Here is a 21,480-nt window from a genome sequence, read left to right as displayed (position 1 = left end):
GCGACATGGGCGCGGGCGAGGCATTGAGTGCGGGTGAGGCGGTGCGGACGGGTGAGGCGAAGAGTGCGGGTCAGGCCGTGCGGACAGGTGAGGCCGTGCGGACAGGTGAGGCCCTGAACGCAGGCGAGGCCGTGCGGACAGGTGAGGCCATGAGTGCCGGCGGGGCCATGAGGACGGGTGAGGCCGTGAGCGCGTGCACGAGCGCGGGTGAGGAGTGGGACGAGACGTTGCTGGACCGGGTCTTCCTCACCCGGGTCATCGAGCCCGGGGACGAGTCGGGCGGGCGGTGGGTGCGGGAGTGCGGGGTGCGGGAGGTGGCCCGGCGGCTGCGGCGGGGCGGGCCCGTGCTGCCGGGCGTGAGCGACCGGCGCTGGGCGGGGCTGCGGGCGCGGGCCGAACGGGCCGACCCGTGCCGGGACGTGGCCACCGCCGCGGCGGCGGGGGTGCGGTTTGTCGCGCCGGGACAGACCGAATGGCCGGGGCAACTCGACGACCTGGGGGACGCCCGGCCGCTGGGCCTGTGGGTCCGCGGCCGGCCCAGCCTGCGGATGTGGGCGCTGAAGTCCGTCGCCCTGGTCGGCGCCCGCGCCTGCACCGCGTACGGGGCGCACATGGCGGCCACACTCGCCGCCGACCTCGCCGAGCGCGGCTGGGTGGTGGTCTCCGGCGGGGCCTACGGCGTGGACGGCGCCGCCCACCGGGGCGCCCTCGGGGCCGGCGGGGCCACCGTCGCCGTCCTCGCCTGCGGGGTCGACCGGCCCTACCCGCGCGGCCACGCCGAGCTGATCAGAAGGATCGCGGAACAGGGGCTCGTGGCCGGGGAACTGCCGCCCGGAGAGCATCCGACGCCGAGCAGGTTCATCCTGCGCAACCGGGTGATCGCCGCGCTGACCCGCGGCACGGTCGTCGTCGAGGCCGCCCACCGCAGCGGCTCCCTCGTCACGGCACGGGCCGCCCGGCGCCTGGGCCGGCACACGATGGCGGTCCCGGGACCGGCCACCAGCGCCCTCTCCGCCGGCGTCCACGAACTGCTGCGCGGCGACGCCGTCCTCGTCACCGACGCCGCCGAGATCGTCGAGCTGGTGGGTGACATGGGCGAGCTGGCCCCGGAGCGGCGCGGCCCGGTGCTCCCGACCGACCTGCTCGAACCCGGCGCCCGGCAGGTCCTGGCGGCGCTCCCGGCGAGCGGAACCGCGGCGCCGGCCGGGATCGCGCGCCGCGCCCAGACCTCCCAGGACGACGCGATCGCGAGACTGTACGAGCTTCGAGCACTCGGTTACGTCGAACGACACGACGACGGCTGGAAGTTGACACGCCAGGCGATGATCTCCGCCCGCGCCGGTCGCGACCCGTGCTGACCGAGCGTGTTCGGCCGTCCGGGGGAACCCCTACGCCCTTGGGAATTCCCGCAGTTGAGGTATTCGAGTGATCACGCTGAGCGATCGCGGTGCATCGGGAGGGCGTCGAGCGGAACGTATCTGCGTACCCTCCGGAGCCCTCTCTTCGCGCACCGCGACGGCTCAGTCACGCTACGCTCACGAAGGCCCCCACGTAGACCCTCACGCAGACAGGCACCCTCCAGACGGCGGACCGACAGTCCACAGACGGCACCAGAACACGGCAGAACGGCACAAGGCGACGAATGCCCCAGCACACCTCCGGGCCCGGACGGGCGGCGGTCCCCCCAGCCGCCCGCGACGGTGGCAGCGTGCGGCCGCCCGCCCCCTCGACGCTCGACGAGCTGTGGCGGTCGTACAAGACGACGGGGGACGAACGGCTGCGGGAGCAGCTGATCCTGCACTACTCGCCCCTGGTGAAGTACGTGGCGGGCCGGGTCAGCGTGGGTCTGCCGCCCAACGTCGAGCAGGCGGACTTCGTGTCGTCCGGGGTGTTCGGGCTGATCGACGCGATCGAGAAGTTCGACCTCGACCGGGAGATCAAGTTCGAGACGTACGCGATCACCCGGATCCGGGGCGCGATGATCGACGAGCTGCGGGCGCTGGACTGGATCCCGCGGTCGGTGCGGCAGAAGGCCCGGAGCGTGGAGCGGGCGTACGCCACGCTGGAGGCGCGGCTGCGGCGGACCCCTTCCGAAGGGGAGGTGGCCGACGAGATGGGCATCGCGGTAGAGGAACTGCACTCGGTCTTCAGTCAGTTGTCGCTGGCCAACGTGGTGGCGCTGGAGGAACTGCTGCACGCCGGCGGCGAGGGCGGGGACCGGCTCAGCCTCATGGACACGCTGGAGGACACCGCCGCCGACAATCCGGTGGAGGTGGCCGAGGACCGCGAGCTGCGAAGGTTCCTGGCGCGGGCGATCAACACGCTCCCGGAGCGGGAGAAGACCGTCGTCACGCTCTACTACTACGAAGGGCTCACGCTCGCCGAGATCGGCAATGTGCTGGGGGTCACCGAGAGCCGGGTCAGTCAGATCCACACCAAGTCGGTTCTGCAACTGCGCGCGAAGCTGGCCGGATTCGGACGCTGACCTGGCCCTGTGCGGCGAGGTCGGGCGGGGCGCCGATCGGCTGGACGGGGGCGGCGTCTCCCGTCCGGGGCGGTGCGTCCGTAAAGTGGTCGACGTGCCAAGGATTCGAGCGGCCTCTGTGGCCGAGCACCGGTCGATGCAGCGTGCCGCCCTGCTGGACGCGGCACGCTCCCTGCTGTCCGAGGGCGGGACGGAGGCGCTGACCTTTCCCGCCCTCGCCGAGCGGACGGGTCTCGCGCGGTCGTCCGTGTACGAGTACTTCCGGTCGCGGGCCGCGGTCGTGGAGGAGCTGTGCGCGGTCGACTTCCCGGTCTGGGCGGCCGAGGTGGAGGCCGCGATGGCCGCCGCCGACCGGCCGGAGGCCAAGGTCGAGGCGTATGTGCGCAAGCAACTGGAGCTGGTCGGTGACCGGCGGCACCGGGCCGTGGTCGCGATCTCGGCCAGCGAACTGGACGCCGGGGCCCGGGAGAAGATCCGGGCTGCGCACGGCGGTCTGGTCGCGATGATCGTCGAGGCGCTCGGCGACATGGGCCACGCGGAGCCGCGGCTGGCGGCGATGCTGCTCCAGGGCGTGGTCGACGCTGCCGTGCGCCGGATCGAGCTGGGCGCGGCGGAGGACCCGACGGTGATCACGGACGCGGCGGTGTCGATGGTGCTGCGGGGTGTACGGGGCTGACCCGGCGGGCCTGCCTGCCGGGCTGACCCGGCGGGCCGACCTGCCCGGCCGGGACCGGCGGGAGCTGTCCTGTCCCGGGCGATCAGCCCAGTAGCCCTGGCTGGTCAGCCCAATCCTGGCCGGTCAGCGCAGTTCTGGCCGGTCAACCGCAGGCGGTCGGCGGCTGTGCCGGCCGACGTCACGACTGCCTGGGCCCGGACGGGGCCGGTCGCAGGGCATGAACGATGCGGGCCACAGGGCCGGAACGGCACCAGCCCCAAGGCTGAGCCGGGGAACCGGGTCGACCCCGAGACGTGAACGGGTCCCACCGCCCGTCTGTCTCCGCGCCCCGCCCTCCGGTGAACGCCGATGACAGCCGCGCCGCCCTCCGCCACCATGGACGCCATGGACACACCCGGCAGCGAATGGATCACCGTGGCGGCCTACGAGAACGTGCCGGGCTGCCGCTCACCGAGGGCGGCCGTGCGCGCCTGACTGCGTGAGCGCGGGATCGACTGGTCGCCTTTCGGTCCGGACGAGATCCGCTGGGACCTGGCCTGCGGTCCCGGCCCGGACGGCCGCTGGCGCGGCTGGTTCGGCGTACAGGTGCGTGCCGACGCCCTGCGGCGCCTCGGGCTCCATCCCGATCAGCCCTCTTCCGGGGCCGTGGGGCCGTCCCCGCCCGGCTGGTGGCACGCCGCCGCCGAACGCGAGGCCCGTCGCACCGGCCCCTGACGACTCCGCGACCCGGCGATCCCGCGGCTCCCCGGACCGGCACCGGTCACGGTGGCGGTACGCCCAGCACCGGCAGCAGCCGGGACGGACCGCCGTCGAGCAGCCACGGCGGCAGCAGGGACAGCGGGTTCAGGTAGGTGTCACCGGCGCGCAGGCCCCAGTGCAGGCAGCCGGCCGGACAGTGGGCGCCCGGCGCCTCCACCCTGCCGACCGGGTCGCCGGCCGTCACCACGTCGCCCTTCTCCACCGAGGCCCGTACCGGCTCGTACGTCGTGCGCAGCGGCGGCTCACCGGTCTCCGCCAGTTCGACCGAGACCACGCCCCGGCCCGCCACCCGGCCGGTGAACGTCACCCGGCCCGCCGCCACCGCCCGTACCGCCGCCCCGGGCGCGGCCGCCAGGTCCACCCCGCGGTGGCCCGGCCCGTACGGCGTCGCCGGAGGTGACCAGCCCCGCAGGACGGCGGCGCGCCCGCCGGTCGGCCAGTTCCGGGCGACGGCCGGAACCGCCGGGTCGGACACCGCGCTCGGCACCGCGGACCCCGGCACGGCCCCTCCCGCAGGCAGCCCCGCAAGGAACAGGGCCGGCACCGTCAGCGACCACACCCACCCACGCGTCCATCGCCTCACTCGCATGCCGGAACCGTCCCCCGAAAGGCCCGTCCCCCGCCCGGAGCTGTGGACTACTCGCCGGTTGTGGACAGCGGCGTCACCCGGTGCTCCCCGGGTCCCGTACACTTCTGGTGGCGACCCGGGTGACCGGGTCGACTTCGCACGCCCCGGCACGAGACAGCACCAGGCCTCGTGTCAGCGCCCCTCGGTCCTCTGTGGCACGGCGCGTATCGGGCGTCAGGCGCGGGAGCCGTCCGGCACCCGCGGCACAACCGAGAAATTCGAGGAGATACGGCCATGGCCGTCGTCACGATGCGGGAGCTGCTGGAAAGCGGCGTCCACTTCGGTCACCAGACCCGTCGCTGGAACCCGAAGATGAAGCGCTTCATCTTCACCGAGCGCAACGGCATCTACATCATCGACCTGCTCCAGTCGCTGTCGTACATCGACCGCGCCTACGAGTTCGTCAAGGAGACCGTCGCCCACGGCGGCACGGTCATGTTCGTCGGCACGAAGAAGCAGGCGCAGGAGGCCATCGCCGAGCAGGCCACCCGCGTCGGCATGCCCTACGTCAACCAGCGCTGGCTGGGCGGCATGCTCACCAACTTCTCGACCGTCTACAAGCGTCTGCAGCGCCTCAAGGAGCTCGAGCAGATCGACTTCGAGGACGTCGCCGCGTCCGGTCTGACCAAGAAGGAGCTTCTCGTGCTCTCGCGCGAGAAGGCCAAGCTGGAGAAGACCCTCGGCGGTATCCGTGAGATGTCCAAGGTTCCCAGCGCCGTCTGGATCGTGGACACCAAGAAGGAGCACATCGCGGTCGGTGAGGCCCGGAAGCTCAACATTCCGGTCGTCGCGATCCTCGACACCAACTGCGACCCCGACGAGGTCGACTACAAGATCCCCGGCAACGACGACGCGATCCGCTCCGTCACGCTGCTCACCCGTGTGATCGCCGACGCGGTCGCCGAGGGCCTCATCGCCCGCTCCGGTGTCGCCACCGAGGGCAAGGGCGAGAAGGCCGCGGGCGAGCCGCTGGCCGAGTGGGAGCGCGACCTGCTCGAGGGCGAGAAGAAGGCGGACGAGGCCCCGGCCGAGGCCGAGAAGCCCGCCGAGGCCCCCGCCGCCGAGGAGGCCCCGGCTGCCGAGGCCCCCGCCGCCGAGGCTCCGGCCGCCGAGGCCCCCGCCGCGGACGCCGAGCAGGCCTGACCCCTCACACCCTTCGGGTTCTGGACGGCGGGGGCCCACGAAGCCCCCGCCGTTTCGGCCCGTAGATCTTCAGACTTCGAGAGAGATTCCTGAATCATGGCGAACTACACCGCCGCCGACGTCAAGAAGCTCCGTGAGCTCACGGGCGCCGGCATGATGGACTGCAAGAAGGCGCTGGACGAGGCCGAGGGCAGCGTCGAGAAGGCCGTCGAGGCGCTCCGTATCAAGGGCCAGAAGGGCGTCGCCAAGCGCGAGGGCCGCTCCGCCGAGAACGGCGCCGTGGTCTCGATCATCGCCGACGACAACTCCTCCGGCGTCCTCGTCGAGCTGAAGTGCGAGACGGACTTCGTCGCCAAGGGTGACAAGTTCCAGGCCGTCGCCACCGCGATCGCCGAGCACGTCGCCAAGACCTCCCCGGCCGACCTGGAGGCCCTGCTCGCCTCCGAGATCGAGGCCGGCAAGACCGTGCAGGCGTACGTCGACGAGGCCAACGCCAACCTCGGCGAGAAGATCGTCCTGGACCGCTTCGCGCAGTTCACCGACGGCTACGTCACCGCCTACATGCACCGCACCATGCCCGACCTGCCCCCGCAGATCGGTGTCCTGGTCGAGCTGGACAAGCCGAACGCCGAGATCGCCAAGGGCGTCGCCCAGCACATCGCCGCGTTCGCGCCGAAGTACCTCTCCAAGGAGGACGTGCCGGCCGAGGTCGTCGAGTCCGAGCGCCGCATCGCCGAGGAGACCACCCGCGCCGAGGGCAAGCCCGAGGCCGCCCTGCCGAAGATCGTCGAGGGTCGCCTCAACGGCTTCTTCAAGGACGCCACGCTGCTCGGCCAGCCGTACGCGCTGGACAACAAGAAGTCGGTCCAGAAGGTCCTGGACGAGGCCGGTGTCACCCTGAAGCGCTTCTCGCGCATCAAGGTCGGCATCTGAGTCCGCACCGCGACGGACGCCCGGCCCCGGTAGGGTCGGCAGCAGTCGTCCGCGCACCCGCGCGTCGCGGACGACAGCAGATCTGACGAGGAGGCCATTGCCGCGCAGGGATGAACCCACCCCCCGGCAATGGCCTCCTTCGTATGTGTGACCCACGTAAAGAGGCGAGATCTCCATGACCACCACCAAGGCCGAGAAGAGCGACGACGGCAAAGTGAGCGGCCGGTTTCTGCTGAAGCTGTCCGGGGAGGCCTTCTCCGGCGGCGGGGGCCTGGGCGTCGACCCCGACGTGGTGCACGCCATCGCGCGCGAGATCGCCGCCGTCGTCCGGGACGGCGCGCAGATCGCGATCGTCATCGGCGGCGGGAACTTCTTCCGCGGCGCCGAACTCCAGGTGCGCGGCATGGACCGCGCCCGCTCCGACTACATGGGCATGCTCGGCACCGTGATGAACTGCCTCGCCCTCCAGGACTTCCTGGAGAAGGAGGGCGTCGACTGCCGCGTGCAGACCGCCATCACCATGGGGCAGGTCGCCGAGCCTTACATCCCGCTGCGCGCCGTGCGCCACCTGGAGAAGGGCCGCGTGGTCATCTTCGGCGCCGGTATGGGCATGCCGTACTTCTCCACCGACACCACGGCCGCCCAGCGCGCCCTGGAGATCGACGCCGAAGCGCTGCTCATGGGCAAGAACGGGGTGGACGGGGTCTACGACTCCGACCCGAAGACCAACCCGGACGCGGTGAAGTTCGACGCCCTCGGCTACGGCGAGGTCATCACCCGGGACCTGAAGGTCGCCGACGCCACGGCGGTCACGCTCTGCCGTGACAACAAGCTCCCGATCGTGGTCTTCGAGCTCCTGAAGGAGGGCAATATCGCCCGCGCCGTCAAGGGTGAGAAGATCGGCACGCTCGTGGGGGACCAGGACAGCCGTACCTGACCCCCTGGCCGGGGGATGGACAATGTCCTGCCGGTCGGGAACCGTGCAGGAAGAAGACGCGACGCAGCCGGCCGCCGCCCCTCGAGGGGAGCAGCGGCCGGGCCTACTCAAGACACGCAGGAGCAAGTGGTGATCGAAGAGAGCCTCCTCGAAGCCGAGGAGAAGATGGAGAAGGCCGTCGTGGTCGCCAAGGAGGACTTCGCCGCGATCCGCACCGGCCGTGCGCACCCGGCGATGTTCAACAAGATCGTGGCCGACTACTACGGCGCGCCGACGCCGATCAATCAGCTGGCCTCGTTCTCCGTGCCCGAGCCGCGGATGGCCGTGGTGACGCCGTTCGACAAGACCGCCCTGCGCAACATCGAGCAGGCGATCCGCGACTCCGACCTCGGCGTCAACCCGAGCAACGACGGCAACATCATCCGCGTGGTGTTCCCGGAGCTGACCGAGGAGCGCCGCCGCGAGTACATCAAGGTGGCCCGGGGCAAGGGCGAGGACGCCAAGGTCTCCATCCGCTCCGTGCGCCGCAAGGCCAAGGACGCCATCGACAAGCTGGTCAAGGACGGCGAGGTCGGCGAGGACGAGGGCCGCCGCGCGGAGAAGGAACTCGACGACACCACCGCGAAGTACGTCGCCCAGGTGGACGAGCTCCTCAAGCACAAGGAAGCGGAGCTGCTCGAGGTCTGATGAACGACTCTTCCTGGGGGGCGCCGCCACAAGCCGGGTACTGGGGGCCGTCCGAGCGGGGACCTGTCCAGGGGGCTGCCCCGGCGGGTCCCGCCTACGATGCGCAGTACGCGCAGCAGACTCGCCCCATGCCCATCGTGCCCGACGTACCCGACTTCGGCGGAGACCAGGATGACGACCGGGGGGCCGCGCGGCCGGGTGGACCCCCGATCCGACAGGAACCCCAGTCCATGCAGGACGCCGCACCGCAACCGGCGCCCCCGCCGCAGAAGAAGAGCGCGGGGCGCGACCTGGGTGCGGCGATAGGGGTGGCTCTCGGGCTCGGCGTGGTGATCGTCGCGTCGCTGTTCTTCGTCAAGGCCGTGTTCGTGGGCGTGATCGTCGTCGCCGTCGTGGTCGGGCTGTGGGAGCTGACCCAGCGGCTGGACGAGCGCAAGGGCATCCACGCGCCGCTCGTCCCGCTGGCGGTCGGCGGTGCGGCGATGGTGATCGCCGGCTATGTGTGGGGCGCCGACGGCGCGTGGGTCGCCATGGCGCTGACGGCGCTCGCCGTCCTCGTCTGGCGGATGGCGCGGCCACCGCAGGACTACCTGCGGGACGTCACGGCGGGTGTCTTCGCGGCGTTCTACGTGCCGTTCCTGGCCACGTTCGTCGCCATGATGCTGACGGCGGACGACGGTGCATGGCGGGTGCTCACCTTCCTGATACTGACGGTCGTCAGCGACACCGGCGCCTACGCGGTCGGCTGGCGCTTCGGCAAGCGGAAGCTCGCGCCGCGCATCAGCCCCGGCAAGACCCGCGAGGGCCTGGCCGGAGCGGTGGCCTTCGCGATGGCCGCGGGCGCGCTGTGCGTGCAGTTACTGATCGACGACGGTGCCTGGTGGCAGGGCCTGCTCCTGGGCCTGGCCGTCGCGGTCAGCGCCACGCTGGGTGACCTCGGCGAGTCGATGATCAAGCGCGACCTCGGCATCAAGGACATGGGCACCCTGCTGCCGGGCCACGGCGGCATCATGGACCGCCTGGACTCGCTGCTGCCCACGGCGCCGGTGGCCTGGCTGCTGCTGGTGGTCTTCGTCGGGAGCGGCTGACCGTTCCCCGGCTCGTGTGCGGGCCCCGTCCTCCGGTGAGGGCGGGGCCCGTCGCCGTTGCTCTACCCTGCGGTGCGTGGACGATCTCCTGGGACACGGACCGCCGGACGACCAGGCGTACGAGGACGCCTACCGCGCCTGGCGGTCGTCGCTGTCGACGCTGCTGGCGGATGCCGCACGGCTGGCGCAGTGGCAGGAGCGCCGGTACCGGTTCGCCCACCGCGTGGGGTCCCTGCTGACCGAGGAGTACGGGGACAGCCCGGCCACTGTCGGCGCGGTGCTCTACGGAGTCTTCGCCTCCGGCGCGGGGCTCTGCTACGTGGGGCAGACACAGGAGGCCGGGCGCCGGCTGCGTGACCTTCCCGTGGGTGAGAGTCATCACCTCGCCAACACGGTGCCGCCCGAGGTGTGGGAGCGGGTGGTGGTGATCCGCTGGCCGCTGCTGCTCCCCGCGGCGCCGGCGGCCGAGCGGTCGGAGGTCGGGAAGATGGGCTCCGAAGTCTGCGGGCTGGCGCTGGAGCACGCTCTGCAAGTGGCGACGGCCCCGCCGCTGAACAGCCGCCGGCGGCGGACCTCCGGCGACTGGCAGTCGCGCAACCTGGCGCAGAGCCGCTCCCGCGGCGCGGTCCATGCGCAGCGCATACCGGAACTCGCGCGCCTCACCCTCACCGCCTGGCAGGCGCTCGCAACGGCACGAGCACCGGCAGGCTCGGCCGTAGTGGCCGACGGGGTCGGACGGGTGGTGTTCCCGGCGGCACTGCACGAGCTGCCCGGCAGCTCCGGGGCGCCACCGCGTGCCGCGGGGCATGCGAGTTGATCTGCGACACTGGTACAGCCATGCCTAAGCCCGGAGAACTCACTTTCGTCGCCCCGCGCGGAGCCAAGAAGCCGCCGCGGCATCTCGCCGACCTCACGCCCGCCGAGCGCAAGGAGGCGGTCGTCGCGGCCGGTGAGAAGGCGTTCCGGGCCAAGCAGCTGTCGCAGCACTACTTCGCGCGGTACGCGCACGACCCGGAGCAGTGGACCGACATCCCCGCCGGTGCGCGGGAGAAGCTGCGGGAGGCGTTGCTGCCCGAGCTGATGACCGTCGTACGGCAACTGTCGACGGACGAGGGGACCACCCGCAAGACGCTGTGGCGGCTGTTCGACGGGACGCTCGTCGAGTCGGTGCTGATGCGGTACCCGGACCGGGTCACCATGTGCATCAGCTCGCAGGCCGGGTGCGGGATGAACTGCCCGTTCTGCGCGACCGGGCAGGCGGGGCTGGACCGGAACCTGTCGACCGCCGAGATCGTGCACCAGATCGTGGACGGTATGCGGGCGCTGCGGGACGGAGAGGTGCCGGGAGGCCCGGCGCGGCTCAGCAACATCGTGTTCATGGGGATGGGCGAGCCGCTGGCCAACTACAACCGCGTGGTCGGGGCCATCCGGCGGCTCACCGACCCCGAGCCGGACGGTGTCGGGCTGTCGCAGCGCGGGATCACCGTGTCGACGGTCGGTCTCGTGCCGGCCATCCACCGGTTCGCCGACGAGGGCTTCAAGTGCCGGCTCGCGATCTCGCTGCACGCCCCCGACGACGAGCTGCGCGACACCCTCGTGCCGGTCAACACGCGGTGGAAGGTGCGGGAGGTGCTGGACGCCGGGTTCGAGTACGCCGCGCGGTCCGGGCGCCGGCTGTCGATCGAGTACGCGCTGATCCGGGACATCAACGACCAGGCCTGGCGGGGTGACCGGCTCGGCCGGCTGCTCAAGGGCAAGCCCGTGCACGTCAACCTCATCCCGCTCAACCCGACGCCGGGCTCCAAGTGGACCGCCTCGCGGCCCGAGGACGAGAAGGCGTTCGTCGAGGCCATCGCGGCGCATGGTGTGCCGGTGACCATCCGGGACACCCGGGGGCAGGAGATCGACGGGGCGTGCGGCCAGCTCGCCGCGAGCGAGCGGTAACCTGATCGACGTAGGACATCAGAAAAACACATCTTCATATTCCGACAGGGGAGCGCCACAGCGCTGAGAGTGCGGCACCGGCCGCAGACCCTCCGAACCTGGCCCAGGTCATTCTGGGTAGGGAGATCGGTCACCACTCGAGCTGTTGCGCCCTGCCCGGGATCCCGACGAGGGGTTCCGGGCAGGGCCGCGTCTTCTCCTGGTCCACCCCAGGAGGAATTCAGTGAGCATCACCAAGAAGGCCACGGTCCTGGTCGTCGGGCTCGGTCTGGTCACGCTGTCCGCGTGCGGGTCGTCGTCCGGCGACGGGGCGTCCGGCGACACGAAGACCGTGACGCTGGTCAGCCATGACTCGTGGGCCGTGTCCAAGAGCGTCATCGCCGCCTTCGAGAAGCAGTCCGGGTACCGGGTGAAGGTCCTGGAGGACGGCGATGCCGGGCAGGCCGTCAACAAGGCGATCCTGACCAAGGACAACCCGCAGGGCGACGTCCTCTTCGGCGTCGACAACACGCTGCTCTCCCGCGCCCTCGACAACGGCCTGTTCCAGCCGTACGAGGCGAAGGGGCTGGACCGGGTCGACGAGCGGTTCCAGCTCGACGCCGAGCAGCACCGCGTCACGCCCGTCGACTACGGCGACATCTGCGTCAACTACGACAAGGCGTACTTCAGCGAGCACGAGATCGATCCGCCGGCCTCCTTCGCCGACCTGACCGAGCCCGCGTACAAGGATCTCCTCGTCACCGAGAACGCCGGGACCTCCTCGCCGGGGCTGGGCTTCCTGCTCGGGACGGCCGCCGCGTACGGGGATGGGGGCACCTCCCGCTCGAGCGAAGCCGAGAGCGGGGGAGGGTGGCAGGAGTACTGGAAGAAGCTCAAGGCCAACGGAGTCAAGGTCGTCGACGGCTGGGAGCAGGCGTACAACGAGGAGTTCTCCGGGTCGGCCGGGGGCAAGAAGGCCGGCGGGGACCGGCCGCTGGTCGTCTCCTACGCCTCCTCCCCGCCGGTGGAGGTGGTCTACGCCGATCCGCAGCCGAAGACCGCGCCCACGGGTGTGGCGACCGGCACCTGCTTTCGGCAGACCGAGTTCGCCGGGCTGCTGAGCAACGCGAAGAACCCCGAGGGCGGCAAGGCGCTGATCGACTTCCTGATCAGCGAGAAGTTCCAGGAGGACATGCCGCTGAACATGTTCGTCAACCCGGTCGTCGACGGCGCCGAGCTGCCCGCCGTCTACACCGACAACATGCCGGACGTCACCGATCCGCGGACCATGGCCCCGGCGAAGATCGCCGAACACCGGGACGACTGGGTCAAGTCGTGGACCTCGCTCGTACTGAAGTAGCCGTGCGGCGGCGGTCGAACGGGGCGCGGCTCGCCCTGATGGCGGTGCCCGTCGCGTTCTTCGCCGTCTTCTTCGCCTGGCCCGTCGCCGCGATCGTCGGCCGGGGTCTCAAGGACGACGGCGGCTGGCACCTGGGCCGGATCGGGGAGGTGGTCGCCGCCTCCGACGTCCGGCACGTGCTGTGGTTCACCACCTGGCAGGCGCTGGCCTCCACGGCGCTCACGCTGCTGATCGCGCTGCCGGGCGCGTATGTCTTCGCCCGGCTGGAGTTCCCCGGCAAGCAGGTGCTGCGGGCGGTGGTGACGGTGCCGTTCGTCCTGCCGACCGTCGTGGTCGGTACGGCGTTCCTGGCCCTGGTCGGGCGCGGGGGACTGCTCGACGACCTGTGGGGGGTGCGGCTGGACACCACCGTGTGGGCCATCCTGCTCGCGCACGTCTTCTTCAACTACGCCGTCGTCGTCCGCACTGTCGGCGGTCTGTGGGCGCAGCTCGACCCGCGGCAGGAGGAGGCCGCGCGGATGCTGGGCGCGTCGCCGTTCGGTGCCTGGCGCCGGGTCACCCTGCCGGCGCTGGCACCCGCCGTGGCCGCCGCCGCGCTGATGGTGTTCCTGTTCACCTTCACCTCCTTCGGCGTCGTGCAGATCCTCGGCGGGCCCACCTTCTCCACCCTGGAGGTGGAGATCTACCGGCAGACCTCGCAGCTCTTCGACCTCTCCACGGCCGCCGTGCTGACGCTGGTCCAGTTCGTCGCGGTCGCCGCGATCCTCGCCGTGCACGCCTGGACGGTGCGGCGACGGGAGACCGCGCTGAAGCTGGTGGACGCCTCGGTCACCGCGGGCCGGCCGCGCGGCGCCGGGCAGCGGGGGCTGCTGGCCGGGGTGCTGGCCACCGTCGTCGTACTGATCCTGCTGCCGCTGGCCGTGCTGGTGCAGCGGTCGGTGGACGGGGGGTTCGGCTATTACCGGGCGCTCACGCGCGAGGACGGCGGAACCTTCCTCGTCCCGCCGATCGACGCCGTCGGCAACTCCCTCCAGTACGCCGTCGCCGCCACCGCCGTCGCCGTACTCGTCGGCTCGCTGGCCGCCTTCGCGCTGGCCCGCCGGGACGCGGGCCGTCTGGTGCGCGGCTTCGACGCGCTGCTGATGCTGCCGCTCGGGGTGTCGGCGGTGACCGTCGGGTTCGGGTTCCTGATCGCGCTGGACGAGCCGCCGCTGGATCTGCGGTCGTCCTGGATGCTGGTGCCGCTGGCGCAGGCGCTGGTCGGGGTGCCCTTCGTCGTACGGACCATGCTGCCGGTGCTGCGGGCGGTGGACGGACGGCTGCGGGAGGCGGCGGCCGTGCTCGGGGCGTCGCCCTGGCGGGTCTGGCGGGAGGTGGACCTGCCGCTGGTGCGGCGGGCGCTGCTGGTCGCGGCCGGGTTCGCGTTCGCGGTGTCGCTGGGGGAGTTCGGGGCGACGGTGTTCATCGCGCGGCCCGACAACCCGACGCTGCCGGTGGCCGTGGCCCGGCTGCTGGGACGGCCGGGGGACGTCAACTACGGGCAGGCGATGGCCCTTTCGACGATTCTGATGATCGTGTGCGCGGTGGCGCTGCTGGTCCTTGAGCGGCTGCGCACCGACCGGAGTGGGGAGTTCTGAGCATGCTGAGCCTTGAGGGCGCCACCGTCCGCTTCGGTGGGCGGGCCGTGCTGGACGCCGTCGGTCTGACGGTCGCCGAGCACGAGGTGGTATGTGTGCTCGGGCCCAGCGGCAGCGGCAAGTCGACGCTGCTGCGGGCGGTGGCCGGGCTCCAGCCGCTGGACGACGGGCGGGTACTGCTCGACGGGCGGGACCAGGCGGGCGTACCCGCGCACCGGCGCGAGGTCGGGCTGATGTTCCAGGACCACCAGCTCTTCCCGCAGCGGGACGTGGCCGGCAACGTCGGCTTCGGGCCCCGGATGCGGGGCGCGTCGCGCGATGAACAGCGGGGGCGGGTCGCGGAGTTGCTGGAGCTGGTCGGGCTGCCGGGGGCCGGACGCCGGTCCGTGGCCGCGCTGTCCGGCGGTGAACAGCAGCGGGTGGCGCTCGCGCGGGCGCTGGCGGCCCGGCCCCGGCTGCTGATGCTGGACGAGCCGCTCGGCCAGCTCGACCGGTCGCTGCGGGAGCGGCTGGTGGTGGAACTGCGGGAACTGTTCGGCCGGCTGGGCACGACGGTGCTCGCGGTGACGCACGACCAGGGCGAGGCGTTCGCGCTGGCCGACCGGGTGGTGGTCATGCGCGACGGGCGGATCGCCCAGCAGGGCACGCCCCTCGACGTGTGGCAGCGCCCGGCCGACGCGTTCGTCGCCCGGTTCCTCGGGTTCGACAACGTCGTCGAGGCGACGGTGACCGGTCAGGCCGCCGACACCCCGTGGGGCAAGGTGCCGGTGCCCGAGGGCAGCGCTCAGGGCACGCGTCCGGTACTGGTCCGGCCGGCCGGTGTCCGGCTGGTCGCCGCCGGTGAGGGGCTGCCCTGCACGGTCGCCGCCCGGACCTTCAAGGGCACCCATGTCGCCGTGCGCCTCCAGCCCGAGGGGTCCGCACGGCCCGAGGGGTCCGCACGGCCCGAGGAGCCCGGGAGGCCCGAGGAGCCCGGGAGGCCCGGGAGGCCCGGGAGGCCCGGGAGGCCCGAGGACGCGCCCCGGCTGGAGGCGGCCTGTGCGCTGCGGGCCGCACCGGAGATCGGGGAGCGGGTCGGGGTGGAGTTCGACGTGGCGGAAATCGTCGTACTCGGGTGATCACCCGCTCGTAGGGTGAGGGCATGACACTGCTCACACACGACCGTTACTGCGACGAAATCGCCCATCAGGCGGGGCAGTTGGGGGAGCTGCTGACCGCCGGCGCCGACCTGGGCGCCACCGTGCCGACCTGCCCGGAGTGGACCCTGGAGGACCTGCTCCTGCACGTCGGCCGGGCCCTGCGCTGGACGGAGCACACCGTCCGTACCCGCGCGCAGGCGGAGATCCCCATGGACCAGGTGTCCGGCATCGAGGGGCCCGCGGCCCGGGGCGACGCCGCCGCACTGGCGGAGTGGTTCGCGCAGTCCACCGACGCGGTGACCGGCGCGCTGCGGGCGGCCGGACCGGACGCGTACGCCTGGTCGTGGATGGGGAAGCACGACGCCGCGTTCTGGGCCCGCCGGATGTGCCACGAGCTGATCGTGCACGGCGCGGACGGGGCGCTCGCGGCGGGCCGCGCGCCCGGGACGGTGGCGCCCGAGGTGGCCGCCGACGCGCTGGACGAGTGGCTGGAGATCGTGGAGTTCGTGCAGCGGGCCCTGCCCGACGGACCGGCGAAGGACCTGCGCGCCCCCGGCCGCACCATCCAGCTGCACGCCACCGACACCGCCCCCGCGCTCGGCGCCGACTGGCTGGTCGGCCTCACGCCCGACGGCGTCACCTGGCGGCGCGGCCACGAGGAGGCGACGGCCGCGGTGCGCGGGCCGCTGGCCTCCGTGCTGTACCTCTTCTACCGGCGGCTGCCGCTGGACGCGCCGGACCTGGAGGTGGTGGGCGACCGGGAGCTGCTGGAGTTCTGGCTTGCGAAGGCGAGCTTCGGCTGACCTGAGGGCCGGCTCGGCAGCCGACTCGGCAGTCGGCCCGGAGCCGGCGTGACGGTGGCCCGCCCCCCGGAGAACCGCGACAAAGGGGGACGGGCCACCACCCGTACTGACGTGACGTCAGCTCTCGCTCTTCGCGCCACGGCGGCGCATGCCGAAGAACACCGCGCCACCGCCGACCACGACCAGGGCGGCCGCGACCCCGGCGATCACGCCGGTGTTGGAGTTGGCGCCGGTCTCGGCGAGGTTGGAGTCACCGGCCGCGGGCGACGGAGCGTTGCTCGCGGTGTCCTCCGCCGGAACGGTGGACTCGCTCTCCGAGGCCGCCGGGGTCGACGGAGACGGAACCGGGGTCTCGGACTCCTCCTCGGCCGGGGTCGAGGAGGACTCGGACGGCGTCGGGGTCGGAGTCGGGGACTCCTCCTCCTCGCCGCCGCCACAGGCGGTGGCCGGCGTGACGAGGTTCGGCTTGATGTCCTCGTCCACGTACGGCGCGGCCTTGACGTGGATGCGGTACTCGGTGCTCGGCTTCCAGTCCTCGGTGAAGGTGATGGTGGTGCCCTCGCGGGACCCCTTCACCTCCTGCTCGCCGACCTTCTCCTCGCCGCCGTCGCTCTGACGGAAGACGGTGACGACGGCGTTGACGCCACCGGCGTCCACGTCGGTCACGGTGATGACACCCTTGGCGCCGTCGCACGTGGCGTCGGCGCTGAACTCGCCGATGTTGCAGGCGAGTGCGTTGCCGGCGGCGCCGACGGCCAGGGCGACCGCGGCGGTCGCCACACCGAGGGCACGAACGCTACGGCGGGACGCCGCACTTCTGAGTATGGGCAGGGGCACGTTGGTCCTTTACCGGATGCTGGGTGCGGGGGGTTGCCCGGGGCCGGTGGTCACACTTCCGCGACACCGCGGTCCCAGGAGACTCACAGGTCTATTGGCAGTACACCGGCAGTGTCAACGCGTAGAGGCCATACGGACATTGGCTTTGCCCTCTTATTAACCTCGAATAAGTTTCAGTGCCGCCGGTGCGTCCTCGATCCGGTCGACCAGAGTGATCCGCGACTCCATCGACCGCCCCCGGGCCAGCGCCCGCAGCAGCGGCCACGCCGGCAGCTTCTCGGTCCAGTGCGCCTCATTCACCAGCACCATGGGCGTGGGCTCGCCGCGCGACTCGTAGTAGTTCGGCGTGGCGTTGTCGAAGACCTCCTGTACGGTCCCGGCGGCGCCCGGCAGGAAGACGACCCCCGCGTTGGAGCGGGCCAGCAGGCCGTCCTCGCGGGTGGCGTTGGCGAAGTACTTGGCGATGTGCGCGGCGAAGGCGTTCGGCGGCTCGTGGCCGTAGAACCAGGTCGGGATGCCGACCGAGGCGCCGCCGTCCGGCCAGCGCTCGCGCACCTCGAAGGCGGCCCGCGCCCACTCCTCGATCGACGGCGTGAAGGAGGGGGCCTTGGCGAGCAGCAGCAGCGCCTCCTCCAGCATGGCGTCGGCGAACGGGGCGGCGTAGGCACCCAGGTTGGCCGCCTCCATGGCACCGGGGCCGCCGCCGGTGGCCACGGTGAAGCCGGCGCGGGCCAGCTCGCGGCCGAGGCGGGCCGCTCCGGCGTACGCCTCGGTGCCGCGCGCCATCGCGTGGCCGCCCATGACGCCCACCACCCGGGCGCCGGCGAGGAGTTCGTCGACCGCGTCGGAGACGGCGTCGTCGTGGACGGCGCGCAGCATGGAGGCGAAGATGTCGCCGTCCGCCTTGGTCCGCTGGAACCAGGCGTAGGCCAGCGCGTCCGGTGTCGTCCCGTAGCCGTCGGACAGACCGGCGTACAGGTCGTCGGGGGAGTAGACGGACGCGCGGTAGGGATCGAAGGGCAGGCCGGGCACGGGCGGGAACACCAGGGCCCCGGCGGCGCGTACGGCGGTGGCGGCCTTGTCGTCCATCGGGCAGCCGAGGAAGACGGCGCCGGTGGCCCCCACGGTCAGGAGTGCGTCCGTACGGTCCGTCAGGTCGACGGCCTGGACGCGGTAGTGCGCGAGGCCCGCGCCGCGGGCGAGGACCTCGTCGAACTCGGCGAGGCTCTCTATCTCACGGTCGTGGGCGGCATGGTACGGCTGGGCGGGTGTCAGGTCATCCACCCGCCCATGCTAGGCGCGGGCGGCTGTCAGCCCTCCACCGCGGCCGGGTCCATCCACACGACCTCCCAGGTGTGGCCGTCGAGGTCGTCGAAGGCGCGGCCGTACATGAAACCGTGGTCCTGGGGCTCGCCGGTGACCGAGCCGCCGGCCGCGACCGCCTTCTCGACCAGCTCGTCGACCTTCTCGCGGCTCTCGGCGCTCAGCGCGAGCAGCACCTCGCTGCTCTTGCGGGAGTCGACGATGTCCTTCTTCGTGAACACGCCGTACTTCTGCGGGGTGTGCAGCATGACCACGATGGTGTCGCTGAGCGGGATCGAGGCGGTCGAGTCGTCGCTGAACTGGGCGTTGATCGTGTACCCGAGCGCGGTGAAGAACCTCTTGGAGGCGTCGAGGTCGTCGGTGGCCAGGTTCACGAAGATCATCTGCTGGTACATGCGGGCCTCTCCCGTCGGTGTCGTGTCGTTCGCAGGAGTAGACCGGGGACCGGGCGCGAACTCATCGCCGATCGGAAGATTCCCTCGATCTTTTTTGCGAACGGTCCTTCTTACGGGCGGGCCAGCGGAAGCGCCGCCAGCTCCGCGATCGCCAGCGTCAGCGGACCGAACGCGGCCAGCAGGGCGACCGCGCGCAGCGCGGCGGCACCGCGCAGCACCGTGGCCGGCGCCCCGAGCCGCACCAGCGCTGACGTGGCGTCGGCGCGGGAGTGCTTGGCCTCGACGGCGGTGGTCAGCAAGGTGGCCACCGCGCAGCCCGACACGAGGAGGGCGCCGAGGGTGCTGAGCGGGCCGAACGACGATCCGTCCGCGCCGCGCAGCACCGCCGCCGCGTACGCCGCCGAGGCGACCGCGCAGACCACGCCCAGGGGGCGGCCGAGACGGTGCGCCTCCTCCATGAGGCCCCGGCCGGCCAGCAGCCGCAGGGCACCCGGGCGGACCGCCTGGAGCAGGCGCCCGCACAGATGGGTGAGGCCGGGGCCGGCGAGCGCCAGGCCGAGGGCGGTCAGCGCCCAGCCGACGAGCACACCGGCGGCGGGGGCGCCGGTGCCGCCGGTGCGGTCCGCCATGGCCTCCACGGCCAGACCGGCGGCCAGTACGGAGATGCCCCAGGGGAGGGCGGCGGTGGCCGGGCGGGCGTGCGCGGTGCCCGCCGGGCCGGTGACCGGGACGGCTGGGGCGCCGTGGCCCGCCGGGCTGCTGTCCGCGGCGGCCGGGGCAGGGCCTGCTGGGCCGTTGTCCCGGGCGGTCTGCGCGTGGCCTGCCGCCGTGCCGTCGGCTGCGGCGGTCTGCGCGTGGTCTGCCGGGCCGGTGAGGGTGACGGGCTGTGCGGTGCGTGCTGGGCTGCTGTCCGTGGCGGCGGGGGTGGGGCCTGCTGGGCCGTTGTCCCGGGCGGTCTGCGCGTGGCCTGCCGCCGTGCCGTCGCCCGTGGCGGTCTGTACGTGGCCCGCAGAGGCGTGGCCCGATGCGGTCAGGACGCCTCCCGGCGGCGCCGGGGTGCCTCCCGCCCCGCCGGCGGTGGCGTCCGTCGTGGCCGGGGCGAGCGCGGAGCGTCCGGTACCCGTGCTCGCCGGGACGGCAGCCGCGGGAGCCGTCGCCCGGCGGGCGCCGAAGCGGCCGTACGCCCCGAAGGTCTCCCGCGCCGCCAGGCCGTACGCCCCGAAGCGGCCGTACCGCCGCCCCGCGCCGCCCGCCGGGGCGGACCGGGGTGTCTCACGCGGGCGCAGGGCCACGGCCACCGACGCCGACGCCGCCACCGGCACCAGCGCCAGCAGGGTCAGGACCGCCGGGAGCGGCAGGGTCAGGCCCACGGCGCAGGTGTCGGCGAGGGCGCCGGTGACGGGCCGGCCCGCCAGGTCGCCGCGCAGCCGGAGGAGGACGAGCAGCGCCACGACCGAGCCGAGGACGCAGGCCGCGGCCGTGGTGGTCGCCGATGCGGCCATCAGCCGGCCCGGCCCCAGGCCGACCGCCGACAGCCCGGTACGGGGCCGGGTGCCGGGGTCGGTACGGGCCACCGCGACCGCGAGGTACACCGTGGCGGCGAGCGGCGCCGCGCACCAGGCCAGCCGGAGGGCGGAGTCGCCCACGGTGTCCGGGTGGGTCAGCGCGTGGCCGAGGGAGCACAGCAGCAGGAAGCCGGTGCCCGCCGACGCGACCGCCACCAGCAGCCTGCGCAGCCGCACGGCGAGGCCCGCGGCGCGGGTCAGGCGGAGAGCGAGCACGCCGCCCGGCCTTCCGTTCCGGTGCCGCCGGAGGCCCCCGCGCTCTCCGCCGCGTCGGTGACCGGGGGCAGGTGCAGGGTCGTGACCCGGCGTCCGTCCAGCAGGGTCACCGCGCGGTCGGCGAGGGCGGCGCCCTGCGGACCGTGGGCGGCGAGCACGACCGTGACGCCGTGAGAGCGGGCCGCCGTGGTCAGGGTGCGCAGCACCTGGGCGCTCTCGGCGCGGTGCAGCGGGGCGGTCGGCTCGTCGGCGAACAGCACCGAGGGGACGACGGCGAGCGCGCGGGCCACGCAGACCCGCTGCCGTTCGGACTGCCGCAGTTCGTGCGGCCGCAGCCGTGCCTTCCCGTCGACGTCGAGGCGTTCCAGCCACTCCAGGGCGGCCTGCCGGGCCCGGCGCCGGCCGGTGCCGCGCAGCATCAGGGGGAGGGCGGCGTTCTCCCAGGCGGTCAGCTCGGGTACGAGCACCGGGGCGGGGTCGATCCAGCCGAACCGGTCGCGGCGCAGCCGCTCACGGGCGAGCGGGCTCAGGGTGTGCACCGCGACGCCGTCGAACCACACCTCGCCGCGCTGCGGCCGGTCCAGTCCGGCGAGGCACCGCAGCAGTGACGTCTTGCCGCTGCCGCGCGGGCCGCGCACGGCGAGGACCTCGCCCTTGCGGACGCCGAGGGAGACGCCCTGGAGCGCGGGGGAGCCGTCGTGGTGCTCAAAGTGCAGGGCGCTTGCCCGGATCACGTCGTTGTCCGGCTTGTCCGGCTTGTCCGGCGGGGCCACCATCGGCGTACACCTCGTTCTGATCCGTTTCCCCGCCGCCCGTCCCCCTTCCGGGCGAACGAGGGCGGGGGCCATCGGTCAGTGGCACGCTAGGGACTCCCCGGAGCCGCCGCGGACAGCACACAGCCCCGGGCCGCCGTTTCTCACTCGAACGGTCGGCGCCGGGGCCGCGG

22 protein-coding genes and 1 riboswitch are annotated in these 21,480 nt (G+C 72.8%); of the genes, 16 read left to right on the top strand and 6 right to left on the bottom strand.

What is annotated here, in order from left to right; translation table 11 throughout:
- Positions 1-167 precede the first annotated feature (167 nt).
- The 5 genes from dprA to J7I94_RS38075 all read left to right on the top strand — a co-directional run bounded on the left by dprA (position 168) and on the right by J7I94_RS38075 (position 3,875).
- Positions 168-1,358 (top strand): DNA-processing protein DprA, encoded by a 1,191-nt coding sequence (gene dprA / locus J7I94_RS01155; RefSeq protein ID WP_215164571.1) that lies wholly within the window; start codon positions 168-170, stop codon positions 1,356-1,358.
- 284 nt (positions 1,359-1,642) lie between these two features.
- Positions 1,643-2,485 carry an RNA polymerase sigma factor WhiG gene (gene whiG / locus J7I94_RS01150; RefSeq protein ID WP_215164527.1) on the top strand — a complete coding sequence of 281 codons (843 nt, stop codon included), beginning with the start codon at positions 1,643-1,645 and terminating at the stop codon, positions 2,483-2,485.
- Between the two features lie 118 nt (positions 2,486-2,603).
- Entirely contained in the window at positions 2,604-3,161 is a 558-nt protein-coding gene (locus J7I94_RS01145) for a TetR/AcrR family transcriptional regulator (RefSeq protein WP_215164570.1), read from the top strand.
- A gap of 348 nt (positions 3,162-3,509) precedes the next feature.
- Positions 3,510-3,635: a hypothetical protein gene (locus J7I94_RS38925; RefSeq protein ID WP_285442372.1), complete on the top strand. Its 126-nt coding sequence runs from the start codon at positions 3,510-3,512 to the stop codon at positions 3,633-3,635.
- Positions 3,636-3,650: 15 nt separating this feature from the next.
- Positions 3,651-3,875 (top strand): hypothetical protein, encoded by a 225-nt coding sequence (locus J7I94_RS38075; RefSeq protein WP_308114474.1) that lies wholly within the window; start codon positions 3,651-3,653, stop codon positions 3,873-3,875.
- 46 nt (positions 3,876-3,921) lie between these two features.
- Here the strand turns inward: J7I94_RS38075 and J7I94_RS01140 are convergent, their stop codons facing one another.
- Positions 3,922-4,509 carry a peptidoglycan DD-metalloendopeptidase family protein gene (locus tag J7I94_RS01140; protein WP_215164526.1) on the bottom strand — a complete coding sequence of 196 codons (588 nt, stop codon included), beginning with the start codon at positions 4,507-4,509 and terminating at the stop codon, positions 3,922-3,924.
- 273 nt (positions 4,510-4,782) lie between these two features.
- Here J7I94_RS01140 and rpsB point away from each other — a divergent pair, with 273 nt between their 5' ends.
- From rpsB to J7I94_RS01085, 11 genes are all read left to right on the top strand, one after another.
- Positions 4,783-5,691 (top strand): 30S ribosomal protein S2, encoded by a 909-nt coding sequence (gene rpsB / locus J7I94_RS01135; protein WP_215164525.1) that lies wholly within the window; start codon positions 4,783-4,785, stop codon positions 5,689-5,691.
- A gap of 96 nt (positions 5,692-5,787) precedes the next feature.
- Positions 5,788-6,624 carry a translation elongation factor Ts gene (gene tsf / locus J7I94_RS01130; protein ID WP_215164524.1) on the top strand — a complete coding sequence of 279 codons (837 nt, stop codon included), beginning with the start codon at positions 5,788-5,790 and terminating at the stop codon, positions 6,622-6,624.
- A 175-nt stretch (positions 6,625-6,799) separates the two neighbouring features.
- On the top strand, positions 6,800-7,561 hold the full coding sequence (pyrH, locus tag J7I94_RS01125) for a UMP kinase (RefSeq protein WP_215164523.1): 762 nt from the start codon (positions 6,800-6,802) through the stop codon (positions 7,559-7,561).
- A 129-nt stretch (positions 7,562-7,690) separates the two neighbouring features.
- Positions 7,691-8,248 (top strand): ribosome recycling factor, encoded by a 558-nt coding sequence (gene frr / locus J7I94_RS01120; protein WP_215164522.1) that lies wholly within the window; start codon positions 7,691-7,693, stop codon positions 8,246-8,248.
- A complete protein-coding gene (locus tag J7I94_RS01115) occupies positions 8,248-9,336 on the top strand; it encodes a phosphatidate cytidylyltransferase (protein WP_215164521.1) in 1,089 nt (362 codons plus the stop codon). Before frr ends, J7I94_RS01115 begins: the two co-directional genes overlap by 1 nt.
- Positions 9,337-9,412: 76 nt before the next feature.
- On the top strand, positions 9,413-10,153 hold the full coding sequence (locus J7I94_RS01110; RefSeq protein WP_215164520.1) for a hypothetical protein: 741 nt from the start codon (positions 9,413-9,415) through the stop codon (positions 10,151-10,153).
- 20 nt (positions 10,154-10,173) lie between these two features.
- Positions 10,174-11,280 carry a 23S rRNA (adenine(2503)-C(2))-methyltransferase RlmN gene (gene rlmN, locus J7I94_RS01105; protein ID WP_215164519.1) on the top strand — a complete coding sequence of 369 codons (1,107 nt, stop codon included), beginning with the start codon at positions 10,174-10,176 and terminating at the stop codon, positions 11,278-11,280.
- A gap of 36 nt (positions 11,281-11,316) precedes the next feature.
- Positions 11,317-11,422, top strand: a riboswitch (TPP riboswitch).
- 81 nt (positions 11,423-11,503) lie between these two features.
- Complete coding sequence (locus J7I94_RS01100) at positions 11,504-12,619, top strand: thiamine ABC transporter substrate binding subunit (RefSeq protein WP_215164518.1); 1,116 nt, start codon at positions 11,504-11,506, stop codon at positions 12,617-12,619.
- A gap of 38 nt (positions 12,620-12,657) precedes the next feature.
- Positions 12,658-14,256, top strand: coding sequence for an iron ABC transporter permease (locus J7I94_RS01095; RefSeq protein WP_215164569.1), 1,599 nt, complete (start codon positions 12,658-12,660; stop codon positions 14,254-14,256).
- Between the two features lie 2 nt (positions 14,257-14,258).
- Positions 14,259-15,374, top strand: coding sequence for an ABC transporter ATP-binding protein (locus tag J7I94_RS01090; RefSeq protein WP_215164517.1), 1,116 nt, complete (start codon positions 14,259-14,261; stop codon positions 15,372-15,374).
- Positions 15,375-15,397: 23 nt separating this feature from the next.
- Positions 15,398-16,198 (top strand): maleylpyruvate isomerase family mycothiol-dependent enzyme, encoded by an 801-nt coding sequence (locus tag J7I94_RS01085; RefSeq protein ID WP_215164516.1) that lies wholly within the window; start codon positions 15,398-15,400, stop codon positions 16,196-16,198.
- Between the two features lie 117 nt (positions 16,199-16,315).
- On the opposite strand, the gene J7I94_RS01080 is transcribed toward J7I94_RS01085, so the two are convergent.
- The 5 genes from J7I94_RS01080 to J7I94_RS01060 form a co-directional block, all read right to left on the bottom strand.
- Complete coding sequence (locus J7I94_RS01080; RefSeq protein WP_251074484.1) at positions 16,316-17,029, bottom strand: LAETG motif-containing sortase-dependent surface protein; 714 nt, start codon at positions 17,027-17,029, stop codon at positions 16,316-16,318.
- Between the two features lie 162 nt (positions 17,030-17,191).
- The gene (locus J7I94_RS01075) at positions 17,192-18,319 is read right to left on the bottom strand and encodes a Rossmann fold nucleotide-binding protein (RefSeq protein WP_308114471.1); all 1,128 of its coding nucleotides are present in this window, start codon (positions 18,317-18,319) and stop codon (positions 17,192-17,194) included.
- Positions 18,320-18,345: 26 nt separating this feature from the next.
- Positions 18,346-18,753 (bottom strand): VOC family protein, encoded by a 408-nt coding sequence (locus J7I94_RS01070; protein ID WP_215164515.1) that lies wholly within the window; start codon positions 18,751-18,753, stop codon positions 18,346-18,348.
- A gap of 110 nt (positions 18,754-18,863) precedes the next feature.
- The gene (locus J7I94_RS01065) at positions 18,864-20,534 is read right to left on the bottom strand and encodes a hypothetical protein (protein ID WP_215164514.1); all 1,671 of its coding nucleotides are present in this window, start codon (positions 20,532-20,534) and stop codon (positions 18,864-18,866) included.
- Positions 20,516-21,310, bottom strand: coding sequence for an ABC transporter ATP-binding protein (locus tag J7I94_RS01060; RefSeq protein ID WP_215164513.1), 795 nt, complete (start codon positions 21,308-21,310; stop codon positions 20,516-20,518). Before J7I94_RS01060 ends, J7I94_RS01065 begins: the two co-directional genes overlap by 19 nt.
- Positions 21,311-21,480: the final 170 nt, after the last annotated feature.

It is taken from the genome of Streptomyces sp. ISL-12 (genome assembly GCF_018614415.1).
Lineage (GTDB): Bacteria > Actinomycetota > Actinomycetes > Streptomycetales > Streptomycetaceae > Streptomyces.
The sequence above is the reverse complement of the archived record's forward strand: the minus strand, read 5'-3'. Positions and strand labels throughout refer to the sequence as shown.

Coding starts and splice junctions, on each gene's coding strand:
- J7I94_RS01085 (WP_215164516.1), top strand. CDS start 15,398: ATGACACTGCTCACACACGACCGTTACTGCGACGAAATCGCCCATCAG.
- rpsB (WP_215164525.1), top strand. CDS start 4,783: ATGGCCGTCGTCACGATGCGGGAGCTGCTGGAAAGCGGCGTCCACTTC.
- J7I94_RS38925 (WP_285442372.1), top strand. CDS start 3,510: ATGACAGCCGCGCCGCCCTCCGCCACCATGGACGCCATGGACACACCC.
- dprA (WP_215164571.1), top strand. CDS start 168: ATGAGGACGGGTGAGGCCGTGAGCGCGTGCACGAGCGCGGGTGAGGAG.
- tsf (WP_215164524.1), top strand. CDS start 5,788: ATGGCGAACTACACCGCCGCCGACGTCAAGAAGCTCCGTGAGCTCACG.
- J7I94_RS01140 (WP_215164526.1), bottom strand. CDS start 4,509: ATGCGAGTGAGGCGATGGACGCGTGGGTGGGTGTGGTCGCTGACGGTG.
- J7I94_RS01115 (WP_215164521.1), top strand. CDS start 8,248: ATGAACGACTCTTCCTGGGGGGCGCCGCCACAAGCCGGGTACTGGGGG.
- rlmN (WP_215164519.1), top strand. CDS start 10,174: ATGCCTAAGCCCGGAGAACTCACTTTCGTCGCCCCGCGCGGAGCCAAG.
- J7I94_RS01070 (WP_215164515.1), bottom strand. CDS start 18,753: ATGTACCAGCAGATGATCTTCGTGAACCTGGCCACCGACGACCTCGAC.
- whiG (WP_215164527.1), top strand. CDS start 1,643: ATGCCCCAGCACACCTCCGGGCCCGGACGGGCGGCGGTCCCCCCAGCC.
- J7I94_RS01060 (WP_215164513.1), bottom strand. CDS start 21,310: ATGGTGGCCCCGCCGGACAAGCCGGACAAGCCGGACAACGACGTGATC.
- pyrH (WP_215164523.1), top strand. CDS start 6,800: ATGACCACCACCAAGGCCGAGAAGAGCGACGACGGCAAAGTGAGCGGC.
- J7I94_RS01095 (WP_215164569.1), top strand. CDS start 12,658: ATGGCGGTGCCCGTCGCGTTCTTCGCCGTCTTCTTCGCCTGGCCCGTC.
- J7I94_RS01090 (WP_215164517.1), top strand. CDS start 14,259: ATGCTGAGCCTTGAGGGCGCCACCGTCCGCTTCGGTGGGCGGGCCGTG.